This window comes from Aurantibacter aestuarii, from assembly GCF_003008425.1.
Taxonomy (GTDB): domain Bacteria; phylum Bacteroidota; class Bacteroidia; order Flavobacteriales; family Flavobacteriaceae; genus Aurantibacter; species Aurantibacter aestuarii.
Map to the genome: position 1 here is coordinate 132932 of NZ_PXOQ01000009.1, position 17412 is coordinate 150343.

Here is a 17412-nt window from a genome sequence, read left to right on the forward strand (position 1 = left end):
TTTTTATTTAAAATAGATATAAAATTTTAATATATGGATTTTATAATAAGGCGTATTCTTTGGTTTATTTCTAATAAAATGCTCAATTTAGAAAGTGTATAGAACTAATGAAGATTGAATATGAAAAATAAAATGAAACTATAAATATGTTGTTGAGTAATTTCGCATTATTACACAAAAAAAAGCAACGCTTACTTAATTAAAAGTGTTGCGTTGCTTTTCAAACTAACCAACCACTTACAATAACGGAGTTATTTAAGAGGTATTATAATCTTTAACATTTCTTTTATGTTAAAGTTTTTTAGGTGATAATTCGCTCTCATTTCTAAACACTAACTCGTCGTTAAATGCATCTAATAAAATGATACTATCTGTAGTGACTTTACCTGAAAGAATTTCTTTACTTAATGCATTTAAAACTTCTTTCTGAATCACTCGTTTTACCGGACGTGCACCATACTCTGGATTGTATCCTTTATCTGCTAAATACTCTACAGCTTCAGGAGTAGCATCAAACGTAATGCCTTGTTGACTTATCATTTTCTTAATGCTTTTTATTTGTAATCCAACAATAGCTTTAATGTTATCCTTTGTTAATGGTGTGAACATTACTGTGTCATCAATTCTATTTAAAAACTCTGGACGAACACTTTGTTTTAATAAAGCTAAAACATCAATTTTTGCAGCTTCCATAGCAGAGTCTATATCTTTCACATTTTCAAAATGTTGTTGTATAGCGCTACTACCTAAATTGGAAGTCATTATAATGATGGTGTTTTTAAAATCGGCAATTCGACCTTTGTTGTCTGTTAAATGACCTTCATCTAAAACCTGTAATAAAATATTAAAGGTATCCGGATGTGCTTTTTCAATTTCATCTAGCAAAACAACAGAATAAGGTTTGCGACGTACCGCTTCGGTTAATTGTCCGCCTTCATCATAACCAACATATCCTGGAGGCGCACCAACCAAACGACTTACTGCGTGACGTTCTTGATATTCACTCATATCGATTCTGGTCATAGCAGCTTCATCGTCAAATAAATATTCTGCCAAAGCTTTTGCCAACTCTGTCTTACCAACACCTGTAGTTCCTAAAAATAAGAAAGTTCCTATAGGCTTTTTAGGGTTTTGCAACCCGGCACGACTTCGTCTAACGGCATCACTAACTGCTTCAATTGCTTCCTCTTGACCTACCACACGTTTGTGAAGTTGATCTTCTAATTTAAGTAGCTTTTCACGCTCACTTTGAAGCATTTTAGTTACTGGAATTCCAGTCCATTTTGCTACAACTTCAGCAATATCATCATACGTTACTTCTTCCTTAATTAAAGAATGTTCTGACTGTTCTTGTAATTTTTTCTGTAATCCTTCAAGTTGTTCTTGTGCTTCTTTAATTTTACCGTAACGTAATTCAGCAACTTTTCCATAGTTCCCTTCACGTTCTGCTTTTTCAGCTTCTATTTTAAAGTTCTCTATATTTTGCTTTGTATTTTGAATGTTGTCTACAACTTCTTTTTCACTTTTCCACTTAGCATTAATTTCATTACGTTCTTCTTTTAAATTTGCCAAATCCGATTGTAAAGATTTTAGTTTAACCTCATCTTTTTCACGCTTAATGGCCTCAATCTCAATTTCAATTTGCATAATTTTACGATCCAAAACATCTAACTCTTCTGGTTTAGAGTTAATTTCCATACGTAATTTAGAGGCTGCTTCATCCATTAAATCAATTGCCTTATCTGGTAGAAAACGATTGGTTATATAACGTTGAGAAAGTTCTACAGCACCAATAATAGCATTGTCTTTAATACGTACTTTATGGTGAGTTTCATACTTTTCTTTAATACCACGTAAAATGGAAATGGCACTTTCAGTGTCTGGCTCGTTTACAGTTACTTTTTGAAAACGACGCTCTAGAGCTTTATCTTTTTCAAAATATTTCTGATATTCATCTAAAGTTGTAGCTCCAATTGCTCTTAATTCGCCACGTGCTAAAGCAGGTTTTAAAATGTTTGCTGCGTCCATAGCACCTTGACCGCCACCAGCACCAACTAAAGTATGAATTTCATCAATAAATAAAACGATGTCTCCATTACTTGTAGTTACTTCTTTAATAACTGCTTTTAAACGCTCTTCAAATTCACCTTTAAACTTTGCACCAGCAATTAAAGCACCCATATCTAGAGCATAAATTTGCTTGTCTATTAAGTTTTCAGGGATATCTCCATCTACAATTCGATGTGCCAAACCTTCGGCAATAGCGGTTTTACCTGTTCCTGGTTCTCCTATTAGTATAGGATTATTCTTAGTTCTTCTAGATAAAATTTGAAGAATACGTCTTATTTCTTCATCTCTACCAATAACCGGATCTAATTTTCCGTCTCGTGCTAACTGATTTAGGTTTTTAGCATATTTATTTAAAGAATTATAGGTTTCCTCTTGGTTTTGAGATGTTACTCTATCGCCTTGACGTAATTCTTCAATTGCTAATTTTAAACTTTTTTCGTTGACACCTTGATCTTTTAGCATCTGCGAAATTTTACTGTTTGAAGAGAAAATAGCTAAAATTAAATGCTCGATAGAGACATACTCATCGTTCATTTTTTTCGCAATATTTGACGCTTCGTTTAAAGTTTTACTGGCTTCTCTTGAGATACTTAAATCGCCTCCTGAAACTTTTGCATAGCATTGTATTTGCTTATCTAATAATTGCTGAAGTAAATTTATATTTACATTTAACTTTTTTAATAAGAAAGGAAGCACATTTTCATCAACATTTAAAATGCCTTTAAAAATATGTTCGTTTTCAATTTGTTGTTGACCATTGCTTTGCACTAATTGTTGTGCATTTTGTATGGCCTCTTGAGATTTTATTGTATAATTGTTAAAATTCATTTTTCTAATTTTTTTATTTTAAGTATCCTATTTCAATTTTAAAACCAATCAGTAAATAGCGACAAAATGTCTGTTTAAATTCGATTTTACATGACTTTTTGACACTGTAAGTTTTATCTATTTTAAAAGACTAATGAAATTGTATAAAAGATACTATAAGTAATAAATATAAAACTTAATTATAATAAAAGTATGGGCTTGATTAATAAACTATTTGGTGGAAGCGAAGAGAAAAAAGAGGAAAAAATATTACCGTGGATTAATTTAGAGCATATAAAAAGCTTAGATGTAATTGCTGAAAAGTCAAAGACTAAAACGCAGCTTATTTTTAAGCACTCTACTAGATGTGGTATAAGTAGGATGGCCTTAAATCAGTTTGTAGCTCAATATAATTTAGATTTAAATGCTGATTTATATTATCTAGATTTATTAAACTTTCGCGATGTTTCTAATGAAGTTGGATATAAATTTCAGGTCATGCATCAAAGTCCACAATTATTAATAATTAAAAATGGAGTAGCGGTCGCACATGCTAGTCACGGCGCTATAAATGACATAAATTTAGAAAAGTATATTTAATTTTTTTGATTTTGCTTTTTTGAAATTTTTTGATTTAAAAACTCAATAAATAATGAAAACGTAATAGCAAAATACAAATAGCCTTTAGGTATTGCTCCAACAGTTTTTCCTAGAAACTGAGTTTCCGATAAATGCGCAGCTTCAGTAATAAGCATAAATCCTATAAGAATAAGAAATGATAACCCTAGTATTTGTATACTGGGATTTTTGTCTATAAATTCTCTAATTTTATTAGCAAACAATATCATAATGGCAATAGAGATAACTACAGCTATAATCATTAAAATCAGATTGTAATTAGAATTTTCAGATAATCCGTTAGTCATACCAACAGCAGTTAAAATGGAATCTATAGAAAATATAAAGTCGATTATTAAAATTTGAAAAATGGCTTGTTGGAAAGATTTAATTTTTTTGTTTTTAACTTCATTCTCATCATGCATTGGCATGTTGACCTTTTCTCTTATTTCGGAAGTACTTTTATAAATTAAAAATAATCCACCAAAAAATAAAATTAGTGCCTGACCGCTAAGATCTATATTTAGCCAGCTAAATTCAATACTATAAAATGGTTTTGAAAGTCCAATTAAAAACGATACAAAAAACAATAAAATGATACGTTGCACCATTGCTAAAAGCAAGCCAATGTTGGTAACACGTTTGCGTTGTTCTATAGGTAGCTTATTTGCAGCAATTGATATAAATACAATATTATCTATACCAAGAATAATCTCCAATAGTGTTAAAGTAAGTAAGGCTAAAATAGCATCACTACTTAAAAAGAATTCCATCATACTATTCTGTAATTTTTATAGCTACACCTTTTTGCTTATTAACTTCTCCAACATAAGAATATTCAAAAGTGTAAGAACTATCTGTTGTGGTTAATATTTTTAAGTGAATATCCTTTCGTTCTGTACGATTTTTAGGTCGAATGGTTGTAAATACAGCTTCACAATCGTTTATCCATCTTACTTTTGATGAGTCTGTTTTTCCATCATAAGTTTCTACCTGTAAATTTTGAGATCTGCTAAAAGTTGACAAATACGTTTTCTCATTTATTGTTACTGTACTTTTAAATTGTCCCGTATTAAAATCTGTACAATTTCTGGAAGATTCATAACATCCTGTAAGTATAAAAAGAAATAATAGAGGTAGTAGTAGTTTCATATTTAAAAAATATCTAATCAAAATTAATAATAAGTAATGATTAAACTTAATTTTTAGCAAAGCATTATGAAAAAATAAGGGTGCTTATAAATGGCGTATTTGAAAAATTCCGGACAATACTCAGGAATTCTCAAAATTTGAAAAACTACCATCTTTATAAAAAATTACAATTCGTTCAATTTGTTTTCCTGAAGAATTTCTTAAGTGTTTAAAATTTTCAATTTCTGATGAAGTAGATGTTGAATTTAAATTTTGTGGAGAAACTATTTTTTTTTCTTCTTGGGTTGAAGAAAATAAATCAGATTCATTTTTTGAAGTAGGTAAGGTCGAATTATTTTTTTCTACATCAGAAGATTTTGGAAATTGACCTTTTCCATTTAACAACCAATACAATTCAACTTCTGGGTAGGCGTCCAAAATTTTTAAAACAAAATCTAAACTTGGTTTGTTTCTGCCAGATAATATATGTGAAATACTAGAGCGTTGCACTTCAATTTTTTGAGCAAAACTAGAGGCGCTTTCACTGTAAAAATCAATCACTTTTTGTAATCTTTTTGAAAATTCTTCGGTGTTTATCATTGTAAACAGATTAGTGTGTTGTTCTAGTGTTACAAATGTAAAACAAAAATGTTTACAAAAAAAATATAGTTACAAAATGCTATATATAATTAATTAAAAAGTTTAAGTATGATAATTTAAATAACTGAATTACATATAGTTACGATATTTTTGTTAAAGTAATGTGTAGTTTGTAGTGTTGTAAACAAATATCCTGTTTACAAATTAAAATGTTGTTTACAATTATACACAACTAAACCTAAATATCCTGTTTACATTTGTAAATTATATAATGTTTACATTTGTAAAACATAAAAATCAATAGCATGATTGAATCTGTTTTTAACACTTATAAACAACATAAAAATACCTCTCTATTTGGACGATATATTTCTTTAAAACATATCGAGCCAATATTAAAATCTTTAGAAAATGATTTTAAAATTAAAGTTGAAGGTATATCTGTTTTAAATCAAAACATCTATTCTATTCAATTAGGTTCAGGACCAATAAAAATTTTTATGTGGTCACAGATGCATGGAAATGAATCGACATCTACAAAAGCATTATTTGATTTGTTAAATTATATTAAGTCTAATCCATCTTTTATAGATGCTTTTTCGTTACTTATTATACCTATGTTGAATCCTGATGGATCTAATGCATATACTCGGGTTAATGCAAATAATGTAGATTTAAATAGAGATGCTCAAGAGCTTTCGCAACCTGAATCTGTTACTTTAAATAAACTTTTTAAAACCTTTAAACCACATTTTTGTCTTAATTTACATGGGCAACGTACCATTTTTAGTGCAGGAGACACTAATTACCCCGCAACTTTATCCTTTTTAGTGCCAGCAGAAAATGAAGAACGTGATATTACTGAAACTCGTAAAAAAGCGATGCGTATTATTTCCTATATGAATACAGAATTACAGCAGCTCATACCAAACCAAATAGGTAGATATGATGATGGTTTTAATGCAAATTGTGTTGGAGACGCTTTTACTATGGCGGGAGTACCTACGATATTATTTGAATCGGGTCATTATAAGGATGATTATGATAGAGAAGAAGTAAGAGCTTATACGTTTACGGCGCTTTGGGTATGTTTAAAAGCTATAAGGGATAAAAATCAAATTGATGATAATCATTTAAAATATTTTAATATTCCTGAAAATAATAAGTTGTTTTGTGACATTATCATATCAAATGTGGATGTAAATGGTCAAAATATGACGGTAGAAATTCAATTTATTGAGAAATTAGTTGAGAATTCGATACATTTTTTAGCAAAAATTGAAAAAATTTCGAAATTCACAAATTTATACGCTCATAAATCATATAATGCTAATGGTAGCAAGGTTTTAACCACTAATCATATCGATATTTATGAAGGTTACGAAACCGATTTCGTAATATGGAAAAATAACGAAATACTAAAATTAGCTAAATAAAAACATATAATTTTGTGTTTAATTTACGAATTATGTGTTAATTTTGCTGAAATAATTATAATTGTTTAAAAATGGCAAAATTTAAGTTAGACGAAATAGATCACCAAATTCTTGATATGTTAATAGACAATACAAGAATTCCATTTACAGATATTGCAAAAAAACTATTAATATCTGCAGGTACAGTACATGTACGTGTTAAAAAAATGGAAGATGCTGGTATTATTAAGGGATCTTCGTTAAAATTAGATTATAATAAACTAGGTTATTCATTTATAGCCTACGTTGGGATATTTTTGCAGAACACATCTCAGACAAAATTTGTTTTAGAGCGCTTGAATACAATTCCTTATGTTACTGTAGCTCATATTACCACAGGAAAATTTAATATTTTCTGTAAGCTTAGAGCTAAAAACACACAACACGCTAAAGAGGTTATCTTTAAAATAGATGATATTGATGGTGTTTATAGAACTGAGACTATGATTTCTCTAGAAGAAAGCTTAAACGATAAAAAACGATTAATGCATGATATTTTTAATAGAATGTAGTTGTCATTATATTTTTTAATATTTTAAAAGCTTCAAAATTATTTTTGAAGCTTTTTTTTAACACTGTAATTATGACCGTAAAAGATTTAACCAAGGAAGAGTATTTAGATTATTTTAAAGGCTATATTTTAAATGTTCCAGAACATTTTAATATTTTAGAAGCTTTAACTGAGAGTCATAAGGAAGTTTTAATGTTACTGGAATCTTTGTCTGAATCTCAATTAAGTTACCGTTATGCCGAAGGAAAATGGGACATTAAGGAGCTTATAAATCATATTATTGATAGTGAGCGTATATTTAATTATAGGGCGCTTAGAATTGCTAGAAAAGACAAAACGCCATTAGCAGGTTTTGATGAGAATAAATTTGTAGTAAATAGCCAAGCAAGTCATAGGAGCAAAGCAGGTTTGTTAGCTGAATATACTGCAGTAAGACAAGCAAGTATTTTGCTGTTTAGGAATTTTACAGATGATATGCTTAAAGAAATAAGTGTTGCTGGTTCTGGAAACGTGTCTTGTAGAGCACTTGGATTTTTAATTTCTGGTCATGAGCTGCATCATATAAAAATAATCAAGGAGCGTTATTTATAAAGTTTTAATTTTTATAATAATCAAAAGCTTCAAAGATTATTTGGTTGTCTACTAGGCAGTTTATTTTGGGTTGTGCAATAGCTTCTAATAAGACAAAATTAATATTACCGTGTTCATTTTTCTTGTCATATTTTAATAACTCAATAATAGCGTTTATATCTTTTGTTGTAAAGCTTACTTCTCCATACAATTGTTTTAAATAACCCTTTATAAAATTACAGTCATCAAGGTCAAAATTTAATAGTTTATGAGAGATAAAACAGGCTAAAATCATTCCTATAGCCACACAGTCACCGTGAAGAATGCGTGTTTTGTCTTTAGAAGTTAAAAAATAAGATTCTATTGCGTGACCTAAGGTATGACCAAAATTTAAGGTTTTTCTTTCTTTCTTTTCATACGGGTCTTTCTCAACAATATCTTTTTTTATTGAAACTGACTCAAAAATAAGCGCTTCAAAATCTGAAGTGGTAAAGTCCTTTAAACGCGTTAATTTATCCCAATGAGTTGTACTATGTATTAAGCCGTGTTTTAGCATTTCTGCTAATCCCGAACGTAACTCTTTAGGACTTAGTGTTTCTAAAAATGTTGTATTTATATGTACTAATAAAGGTGTTTTTATAATACCTACCTGATTTTTTAAGTGGCCTAAGTCAACACCATTTTTACCTCCAACCGATGCGTCTACCATTGCAAGTAGAGTTGTGGGTATATTTATAAAATCGATACCTCTTTGGTAAGTACAGGCTATAAAACCACCTAAATCTGTTACAACACCACCACCAAGATTAAGAATAATACTTCTTCTGTCAGCATTTAACTCGCTTAATGCATTCCAAACGCCAAGACAGGTTTCAATAGTTTTATGTTGTTCTCCAGCTTCAATCTCAATAATTTCAATAGTAGTGTTAGTTTGAATTTGGGTTAAAAATGTATTTAAACAAACCTCATGTGTTATTTGGTCTACTATTACAAAGATTTTTGAATAATTATTAGTGTTTAAAATTTCGTTTATGGATTCAAAGCCATCAGCATTAAAAACAATTGAATAATCTTGAGTTTTAATTTTTAACATAAATTCATCTTAAATTTGTACGAAATTAAACATTTTGAAAAAAAATGTACTTAATACATGTTATATTTGAAAAAAAAATTTTTTTATGCCCGAAAATCATCATTTTGATAATACAAAAGTAGCTTTTGCTTTAAAAAACAACTTTGAACTCAATCGTGCTTATTATTTATTTAAAATGTTATCCTATCAATCTTTGGTTAATGTGGGGTCGTCATTAACTCATTTTGCTTTAAAATTAAATTTACCAGTTAAAGGTTTAATAAAAAAAACGGTTTTTAATCATTTTTGCGGTGGTGTAAATGAAGACGATTGTCTGCCTGTTATTGATAAATTATACACAAAGCGTGTATGTTCAGTTTTGGACTATTCTGTTGAGGGAAAAGAGAGTGAAGACCAATTTGATGATGCTAAGGATAAAATTTTAAAAATTATAAAATTTGCAGACGAAAAAGAGGCAATGCCTATCGTGGTTTTTAAACCAACAGGGTTTGGTAGATTTGCATTGTTTCAGAAAATTGGAGAACATAAACAGTTAAGTGAAGCAGAACAGAATGAATGGAATAGAGTAGTAGGTAGGTACAATGAAGTCTGTAAGTTAGCTAAAGAACGTGATATTGAAGTATTAATTGATGGTGAAGAAAGTTGGATGCAGGATGCTGCAGATGATTTGGCAGAACAAATGATGTCTATTTACAATAACGAAACGCCAATAGTATATAATACACTGCAAACGTACCGATGGGATCGCGTAGATTATCTAAAGCGTCAACACGAAAAAGCTAAAGCTGGAAATTATAAGTTAGGTTTTAAAGTGGTTAGAGGCGCTTATATGGAGAAAGAGCGAGAAAGAGCTATAGAAAAAAATTATGCCTCTCCAATTTGTGAAACAAAAAAAGCTACAGACGAATGTTTTAATACTGCAATGACCTATTGTTTAAATAATTTAGATGACATCTCAATTTTTATAGGTTCTCATAATGAACAAAGTAATTATTTGGCTATGGAAATTATGAGTCAGTTTAATATTGCTAAAGACGATAACAGAGTATGGTTTGGACAGCTTTACGGAATGAGTGACCATATTAGCTTTAATCTATCGGAAATGGGTTATAATGTTGCTAAATATCTGCCTTTTGGACCAGTAAAAGATGTTATGCCTTATTTAATACGACGTGCTCAGGAAAACACAAGTGTTGCAGGGCAAACTGGTAGGGAATTGACTTTGTTAACTAAAGAACGACAACGAAGGAAAGACGAAAAATAGATTAAAAAAAGCAGCCAGATGGCTGCTTTTTTTAATAACGCTGATTTGTTATGATAGCTTTGAGTTGAGCTTTAAGATCTTCTCCGGTATCAAATATCATTTGTTCATTACTAGGAAATGGAACCTGACGATTGTTTAAGTATAAAATTAAGTTCTCATCTAATGCTCTACGGTCACCTTGTAAATTAGCATAGATATGCTCAAAAATAAAATTACTGTTTATTGGAAAAGCGTCTACTAATTGTTGATTTGATAAGTCTGTTACTTCAGCAGATGCATTAATTTCAGTTTGTTTAAGTTGTTTTGTTTCAAAATAATTACAACTTACAGTTATAAATTTATCAACCTGTATATTATTTCCTAAACTATCTTTAACGACATTCCCGTTGGAATCAAGTAAATTCTTTTTTCCATCTTTAATTTGGCGCTCCTTGCTTATTTGTCTTTCTACAACTTGTTCTGGTGAAATAAAAATAGATTTAAATTTTAAATCAAATTGATAGTCATATTTAAGATTAGGTAATTTATTATTATGATAAACTGTCCACAGATTGTTTAAGCCATAGGTGCTTATGTTTAATAAATCATTTTCTAGGCGCTCAGGAATAATTTGTTGTGTTTCGTTTTTTAATTGTAGTAGAATAAAATCGCGTCCTTTCTGTAAGGCTTCATTAATTTTTATCCTAACATCTTTATAATTAGGGTTTATTTTATCAATATATATAAAATCATTGTAAGCAGATCGGGCGTCTAATTTAGAGCCATTTAACAGTGTATTTGCTTGATTGTATAAATATTCTGAAGTTTTATTTCTGTAATTTACTATTTGATTATTGTAATTAAAAAAATTAAAGTTTATCTGCTTACCATTTGCATAAAGTGGTAAAAGAGGTTTTATTTGTTCTTGCCTGTTTCTTAAACCAAGGTATAAATTATAAATTTGTTCGCTTAGGGCAGGATTATTATTACTTGCTAAATACTTTATTTGATTAACATCTCTATCTGCTGCTTTTACGTAAGCTTCTTTTAAAAGCAAAACAATATCTTCTTTACCTTTTCGAGTTTTATTTGTACTAAGTTTACGAATGGCATCTGTTATAGCGCTATCGTAATTACCATAATTTAATTGTTTGCCAATTCTACGTGAGGCAGAACATGCAACAATTAATATGGTAAAAGTAAAAAGTAAAATTTTTTTCATAAACATTTTGTTTTAGATTCTTTTCAAACTTAATGCCAAAAATAAAAATAACCCTTAAAAGTAAGGGCTATTTTTTAATAAATTAAAGTTTAATGATTTGATGTATGAGTTGACCAGAATCATTAAAACCATTTACAATAAGTTTTATTTTTTCTTTACCTTTAGTAAAAACTTTAAGATTTTGTATTTCTTGATTTTTAAATTGGATACTTGGAAACCAATCCAAACAACTTAGTTTATTTTCATTTGACTCTAAACCATAATTGATAAGATTGTTTTCAAATCTATTTTGAGAAATATTAAATCCTAGCTCAGCTTCGAAATATTTAATATTTTCTTGATTTTGATATCTAAGGTTACTTGTATCGTCTTTCGTAATTAAGGTAATAACACCTTTCCCGCCTTGTAAACCAAAACCCATACTTCTTGAGTTTACAAGTACATATTCAAAATCTTTTAATCTTCTATACTGGTATATTGTAAAATCTGTTCCAATAGGTATTCCGTTCTCAGAAATTGTAAATATTGGCTCTGAAAAATCTGAAATTGTTTTGGGGAACCTTTCGTTTTTTAAAGCGGTTGTATTATCAAAATTATAAATAATACTTACCCCAGGTAAGCCTTCTATAAATTCTGCTAATGTAGCGTTTTCTAAAATTGGATCATCAGTGCTATAAACATCAGAGAATGCTAACCCCATAATCCCCTTAGATTTAAGGTTGTCTTTTAAGTTTAGCTCTTCGTCTATTTTTTCAGCATTAATGGTGACCTCATCTAATTCTGTGATTCCTTTGTAGTCAATAAAATCAAAATTTGAATTTTCTGTTTGATTTCCTTCAAGCTCTATAATATCATTAAAATCACTTTTTGATTTTATATTTAGATTTGGGTTAAAAAGACTGTGATTTTTGTATAATACAAAGTTTGAGTTTTTTATTTTGCCATTTTTATCCAATAATGCTATTTGAAAACTACTTGACTCTTTTATATAAACATTATCAAAAATAAACTTTTTCTTTTCAATAAAATCAGTTACTAAAAACACATCATTGTCCTTAGATACCAATAGAACTTTATATTGATTAATATCTTTGATTTCTGTGTTTAAAGCTCCAGAAATTTTAACTCCACCTTCATTTTTATACAGTAACTCATCATTACGCATTTTTTTATAGGGAAAATTGTTTTGTTCATCACTTAAAATTTGAAGATAATCATCTATTTTCCTTTCATTTCCGTTATCAATTAGTTTAGAAAATGAAAAATTGGTATCTAAATAATGATCAATATTAAATTGTGATACTATTGAATTTTTATAGGTGTTTTCATAGTCTATATCATGAACAGAAATACTAATATTTGCATTTTCAAACTCTGGAGTAGGTTTTATAGAAAGACTAAGAGAATCTAATTCTAAATTATTTTTTAAAAAAAATAATTTGCCCTGAGGAGTAGTGTTATAAAAATTTCTTTCAGCAATAATTTGATTTTCATTATTAAACAAACTTATTGTGTTTAGTCCGCTAAAAAGAATTGAATTGTCTAATTTCAAAATATAATCCTTTTTCTCCTTTTCTAGATTAATTACCGCAATGGTCTTTAATGCACCGTTTCTATGAAGAACAGCGAATAATTCATTAGAACTTAAATTATTTAAAGTCTCAGTATTTGTTTTTAGAATAAAGTCTGTGGTTGTATTATTATTTAATGTTCTATTTTTAAATATGGTAAAGCCTAAATCTTTAGCTTTTGGTACATTAAAACTATATTCTTTATCATTATAGATTAACTTAACTTGATATTGAGACTTAGAGTATAAAAATAAATAACCCATACCTTCAGAATCTGATTTTATATTACCTACAATTTTATTTGTCTTAACATCAATTACATTTCCGGTAATAGATTTTTTTAAATTAAATTTAAATATAATCTTATTAGAAGTATTTTTTATTTGTTTATTGCTTTCAGGATAAAATTTTAAATCTAATTCATTAGAAATATTTGTGTTTTCTCTAGATCGTACTTTATTGACAATTGGCTTGGTATTATTTGAAATATTTACAATATTAACTTTATTATAATTGTTTTTGTTAAAATTTCTGTTATAATTGGTGCTTGCTTGTAGGTAATAGTCACCCGATATGATTTTGTCACTTATATAAAATTCACCGTGAGCTAATCCATTTTCAGCAAAATATAGTTTTGATTGAATTAATTCTCCGTCATTATTGTAAAGTGAAAGGTAAAGATTTGTGGTGTTATTAAATGGTAAATTGGAATTTTCGGTAGCTATATATGTTTTAAACCAAATTTTTTCTCCATTAAAATATGTATTTTTGTTTGTATGAATAAAAAACTTCTCTACAGTTAAGTCATGGAAATAACCACTATTAATTAACTCATCAGCACTATTTTGAGCAAAAGTATTTCCTATAAAAATAAAAAATACTATTCTAATAAAATATTCCATTCTATTTACTTCTTCTTTCCTTTAAAAACAGGTAATAACTTTGTGCTTACTTCACCAAAACCAATACGTACACCATTTTTCTCACAAAACCCCCGCATAATTACGGTATCATTATCTTGTATAAACTTACGTTCTGAACCATCATCCATTTTTACAGGTTTTTCACCACGCCAAGATAACTCAAGCATAGATCCGTAAGAGTCCGGTGTTGGACCAGAAATGGTACCACTTCCCATTAAGTCACCAGAGTTTACAGGGCATCCATTAACGGTATGGTGTGCAAGTTGTTGAGACATAGTCCAGTACATGTACTTAAAATTGGATTTTGATACCACAGTTTCTTTAGACTTTTCAGGTTGTATAGCAACCTCTAAATTGATATCGTAACTCTTTTTGCCAGTTTGTTGCAAATAAGGTAATTGTTTTTTTAGTGGTTCCGGACTTTTTACTTTATAGGGTTGTAAAGCATCTAAGGTAACAATCCATGGAGACACTGAAGAAGCAAAGTTTTTAGCTAAAAATGGACCTAAAGGTACATATTCCCATTTTTGAATGTCTCTAGCAGACCAATCGTTAAATAATACCATACCAAAAATATATTCTTCTGCTTCATCTACTGGGATTGGCTCTCCTAAATCGTTAGCATCTGTGGTTATAAATGCCATTTCTAATTCAAAATCTACTAATTTACTTGGGCCAAAAACAGGCTCGTCAGCACCAGCAGGCAAGGTTTGACCTTGCGGACGATGAACAGGAATCCCCGATGGGATTATCGAACTGCTACGACCATGATAACCTACTGGAATATGCAGCCAGTTTGGTAATAAAGCATTATCCGGATCTCTAAACATAGTACCTACATTAGTGGCATGTTCTATACTAGAATAGAAATCGGTATAATCTCCAACTTGAACTGGAAGTTGCATTTCAATTTCATCTAATCTAAATAGTACAATTTCTTTATGTTTTAAATTATTTTTTAAACTATCGTTTTCAGCATCAAAAATTTCTGCAATTCGATTTCTAACAGCTCTCCAGGTTTGTCTACCATCTGCAATAAAATCGTTTAAAGTATCTTGTAAAAAAATATCATCAGTTAGTGGGATGCCTTCAAAATAGCCTAATTGGTGTAAAGCACCTAAGTCTATTGCAGTATCTCCAATTCTTGTCCCAATAGTGATAATATCATCTCTTGTTAAAAATACACCAAATGGTATATTTTGTATTGGGAAATCTGAATTTTTATCGACATGTAACCATGATTTTCTATCTGGATTATTAGCTGTAATTGGCATATGATTTTGTTTTTTTACGATTCTTGAATTTGTATCAAACGTACATAATTTTTGATTTTAATACTAATAATAGGATTTAAATATGAGTTAAAATTTGAATATTTCAAAAATTGAAGCTTTTAAGAAACAATTTCTATTATTTGAAGTTTAAAACTTTTCTATTTCTTATTTTTGCCACTTATTAAAAAATCAATTTTTATGCAACGCGACGAACAAATATTTGAACTAATTGAAGCTGAAAAGGAACGCCAATTACATGGTTTAGAACTTATCGCATCGGAGAATTTTGTAAGTAACCAAGTGATGGAAGCTGCAGGTTCTGTATTAACTAATAAATATGCAGAAGGTTATCCTGGAAAACGTTATTATGGTGGTTGCGAAGTTGTAGATGAAGTTGAACAAATAGCAATAGACAGAGCAAAAGCATTATTTGGGGCAGCTTATGTTAATGTACAACCGCATTCTGGTAGTCAAGCAAACACAGCAGTTTTTCATGCTTGTATTAAACCAGGAGATAAGATATTAGGATTCGATTTATCTCATGGAGGACATTTAACTCACGGTTCTCCGGTTAATTTTTCTGGACGTTTATATAATCCGTCATTTTATGGAGTAGAAGAGGAGACAGGCTTATTAAATTATGACAAAATCCAAGAGATTGCTACCAAAGAACAACCAAAGCTTATTATCGCTGGAGCTTCAGCATACTCGCGTGATATTGATTTTAAACGTTTTCGTGAAATTGCAGATAGTGTAAATGCAATTTTACTAGCAGATATATCACATCCTGCAGGAATGATTGCAAAAGGAATATTAAATGACCCAATTCCGCATTGTCATATTGTTACCACTACAACCCATAAAACATTACGTGGACCAAGAGGCGGAATGATTTTGATGGGTGAGGATTTTGATAATCCATTTGGAATTACTTTAAAAAATGGAAGTCTTCGTAAAATGTCTTCTTTATTAGATTCGGCTGTTTTCCCTGGTAATCAAGGAGGTCCATTGGAGCATATTATTGCTGCAAAAGCAATTGCATTTGGTGAAGCTTTAACAGATGAGTTTCTGCACTATATGCTACGGGTAAAGAAAAATGCAAATGCTTTAGCTGAAGCATTTGTGGCAAAAAATTATAAATTAATATCAGGTGGTACAGATAACCATATGATGCTAATAGACTTACGTAATAAGAATATTTCTGGTAAGGATGCTGAACAAGCCTTAGTTAAAGCCGATATTACTGTAAATAAAAATATGGTTCCTTTTGACGATAAAAGTCCATTTATAACTTCGGGAATTCGTATTGGTTCTGCAGCTGTTACTACAAGAGGTCTTAAAGAAGCAGATATGAAAGTTGTCGTAGACTTAATAGATGAAGTCATTACAAATTTTGAAGATGAAGCTACTTTGGAGGCTGTTAAATCTAAAGTAAACGGGCTTATGAAAGATTTGCCTTTATTTAAAGCCTAAATGATAGATAAATAATAAATAAATAAAAAAGACCGCAAATGCGATCTTTTTTATTTATTAAAATTTATCAAAAACACCTAAGCCAAATAAAGCAAAATCATATTTCACGGGGTCTTTCGAGTCTAATTCACGTAACGATGTGTCTAATTCTAATAAAGCTTTAGCATCATTCTGTTTCCGAACTAATAATCCAAGCTTTCTAGCGACATTTCCAGAGTGTACATCTAGCGGACAAGACAATTGTTGTGGTAAAATACTCTTCCATAGTCCAAAATCTACACCGGTTTGATCGTTCCGTACCATCCATCTTAAAAACATATTAATTCGTTTTGCTGCCGAATTTTTTAAAGGATCACTTATATGCTTTTGTGTGCGTTGAAGATGCTCAACTTCAAAAAAAGTTTTTTTAAAGTGGTGAATGCTTTTTTGTAAAGATTTAGGTTCTGCATGTTTTTTAAATACAGCTTCCAATCCGTTGTGTTTACCATAGATATGCTTCAAAGCTTTTATAAATGTTATAAAGTCAAGGCCATTAAATGTTCTATGAACAAAAGATTCTAATGGTTTTAAATCATTTTTAGAATGATTCATTACAAAATCGTAAGGCGATTGCTCTAATAGATCCATCATTTGATGGCTATTTTTTATAATACTTTTTCTATTTCCCCAAGAAATAGTGGCAGCTAAAAAACCTGCAATTTCAATATCCTCCTTTTGAGTAAATAAATGTGGAATTTGTATGGGATCTGATTCAATAAAATTTAAATTATTGTATTGTAAAACTTTACTGTCTAAAAATTCTTTAAGGTCTATATTGGAAATCAAAATAAT

15 protein-coding genes are annotated in these 17412 nt (G+C 29.6%); 6 read left to right on the top strand and 9 right to left on the bottom strand.

What is annotated here, in order from left to right; all coding sequences use genetic code 11:
• Positions 1–291: 291 nt before the first annotated feature.
• Positions 292–2898, bottom strand: coding sequence for an ATP-dependent chaperone ClpB (gene clpB, locus C7H52_RS07365; RefSeq protein WP_106463256.1), 2607 nt, complete (start codon positions 2896–2898; stop codon positions 292–294).
• 192 nt (positions 2899–3090) lie between these two features.
• Here clpB and ytxJ point away from each other — a divergent pair, with 192 nt between their 5' ends.
• Positions 3091–3477, top strand: coding sequence for a bacillithiol system redox-active protein YtxJ (ytxJ, locus tag C7H52_RS07370; protein WP_106463257.1), 387 nt, complete (start codon positions 3091–3093; stop codon positions 3475–3477).
• Here ytxJ and C7H52_RS07375 read toward each other — a convergent pair.
• The 3 genes from C7H52_RS07375 to C7H52_RS07385 all read right to left on the bottom strand — a co-directional run bounded on the left by C7H52_RS07375 (position 3474) and on the right by C7H52_RS07385 (position 5226).
• The gene (locus tag C7H52_RS07375; protein ID WP_106463258.1) at positions 3474–4271 is read right to left on the bottom strand and encodes a TerC family protein; all 798 of its coding nucleotides are present in this window, start codon (positions 4269–4271) and stop codon (positions 3474–3476) included. The two genes, ytxJ and C7H52_RS07375, sit on opposite strands and share 4 nt — an antisense overlap.
• 1 nt (position 4272) lies before the next feature.
• Complete coding sequence (locus C7H52_RS07380; protein ID WP_106463259.1) at positions 4273–4647, bottom strand: DNA topoisomerase IV; 375 nt, start codon at positions 4645–4647, stop codon at positions 4273–4275.
• A gap of 120 nt (positions 4648–4767) precedes the next feature.
• The gene (locus C7H52_RS07385) at positions 4768–5226 is read right to left on the bottom strand and encodes a helix-turn-helix domain-containing protein (protein WP_106463260.1); all 459 of its coding nucleotides are present in this window, start codon (positions 5224–5226) and stop codon (positions 4768–4770) included.
• Positions 5227–5531: 305 nt separating this feature from the next.
• Between C7H52_RS07385 and C7H52_RS07390 the strand changes: the two genes are divergently transcribed.
• From C7H52_RS07390 to C7H52_RS07400, 3 genes are all read left to right on the top strand, one after another.
• Entirely contained in the window at positions 5532–6662 is a 1131-nt protein-coding gene (locus tag C7H52_RS07390; RefSeq protein ID WP_106463261.1) for a M14 family zinc carboxypeptidase, read from the top strand.
• A gap of 71 nt (positions 6663–6733) precedes the next feature.
• Positions 6734–7213 carry an Lrp/AsnC family transcriptional regulator gene (locus tag C7H52_RS07395; protein ID WP_106463262.1) on the top strand — a complete coding sequence of 160 codons (480 nt, stop codon included), beginning with the start codon at positions 6734–6736 and terminating at the stop codon, positions 7211–7213.
• 71 nt (positions 7214–7284) lie between these two features.
• Positions 7285–7803, top strand: coding sequence for a DinB family protein (locus C7H52_RS07400; protein ID WP_106463263.1), 519 nt, complete (start codon positions 7285–7287; stop codon positions 7801–7803).
• A 4-nt stretch (positions 7804–7807) separates the two neighbouring features.
• Here C7H52_RS07400 and aroB read toward each other — a convergent pair whose 3' ends face one another.
• Complete coding sequence (gene aroB, locus C7H52_RS07405; RefSeq protein WP_106463264.1) at positions 7808–8875, bottom strand: 3-dehydroquinate synthase; 1068 nt, start codon at positions 8873–8875, stop codon at positions 7808–7810.
• A gap of 85 nt (positions 8876–8960) precedes the next feature.
• On the opposite strand from aroB, the gene C7H52_RS07410 reads away from it, so the two are divergent.
• On the top strand, positions 8961–10139 hold the full coding sequence (locus C7H52_RS07410) for a proline dehydrogenase family protein (RefSeq protein WP_106463265.1): 1179 nt from the start codon (positions 8961–8963) through the stop codon (positions 10137–10139).
• Between the two features lie 31 nt (positions 10140–10170).
• Here the strand turns inward: C7H52_RS07410 and C7H52_RS07415 are convergent, their stop codons facing one another.
• The 3 genes from C7H52_RS07415 to fahA form a co-directional block, all read right to left on the bottom strand.
• Positions 10171–11340, bottom strand: a complete 1170-nt coding sequence (locus tag C7H52_RS07415) for a hypothetical protein (protein WP_106463266.1) — start codon at positions 11338–11340, stop codon at positions 10171–10173.
• An 82-nt stretch (positions 11341–11422) separates the two neighbouring features.
• Positions 11423–13813 carry a hypothetical protein gene (locus tag C7H52_RS07420; RefSeq protein WP_106463267.1) on the bottom strand — a complete coding sequence of 797 codons (2391 nt, stop codon included), beginning with the start codon at positions 13811–13813 and terminating at the stop codon, positions 11423–11425.
• Positions 13814–13818: 5 nt separating this feature from the next.
• The gene (fahA, locus tag C7H52_RS07425) at positions 13819–15108 is read right to left on the bottom strand and encodes a fumarylacetoacetase (RefSeq protein WP_106463268.1); all 1290 of its coding nucleotides are present in this window, start codon (positions 15106–15108) and stop codon (positions 13819–13821) included.
• A gap of 198 nt (positions 15109–15306) precedes the next feature.
• On the opposite strand from fahA, the gene glyA reads away from it, so the two are divergent.
• Entirely contained in the window at positions 15307–16581 is a 1275-nt protein-coding gene (glyA, locus tag C7H52_RS07430; protein ID WP_106463269.1) for a serine hydroxymethyltransferase, read from the top strand.
• Positions 16582–16638: 57 nt separating this feature from the next.
• On the opposite strand, the gene C7H52_RS07435 is transcribed toward glyA, so the two are convergent.
• A complete protein-coding gene (locus C7H52_RS07435) occupies positions 16639–17403 on the bottom strand; it encodes a TIGR02757 family protein (protein ID WP_106463911.1) in 765 nt (254 codons plus the stop codon).
• Between the last annotated feature and the right edge of the window lie 9 nt (positions 17404–17412).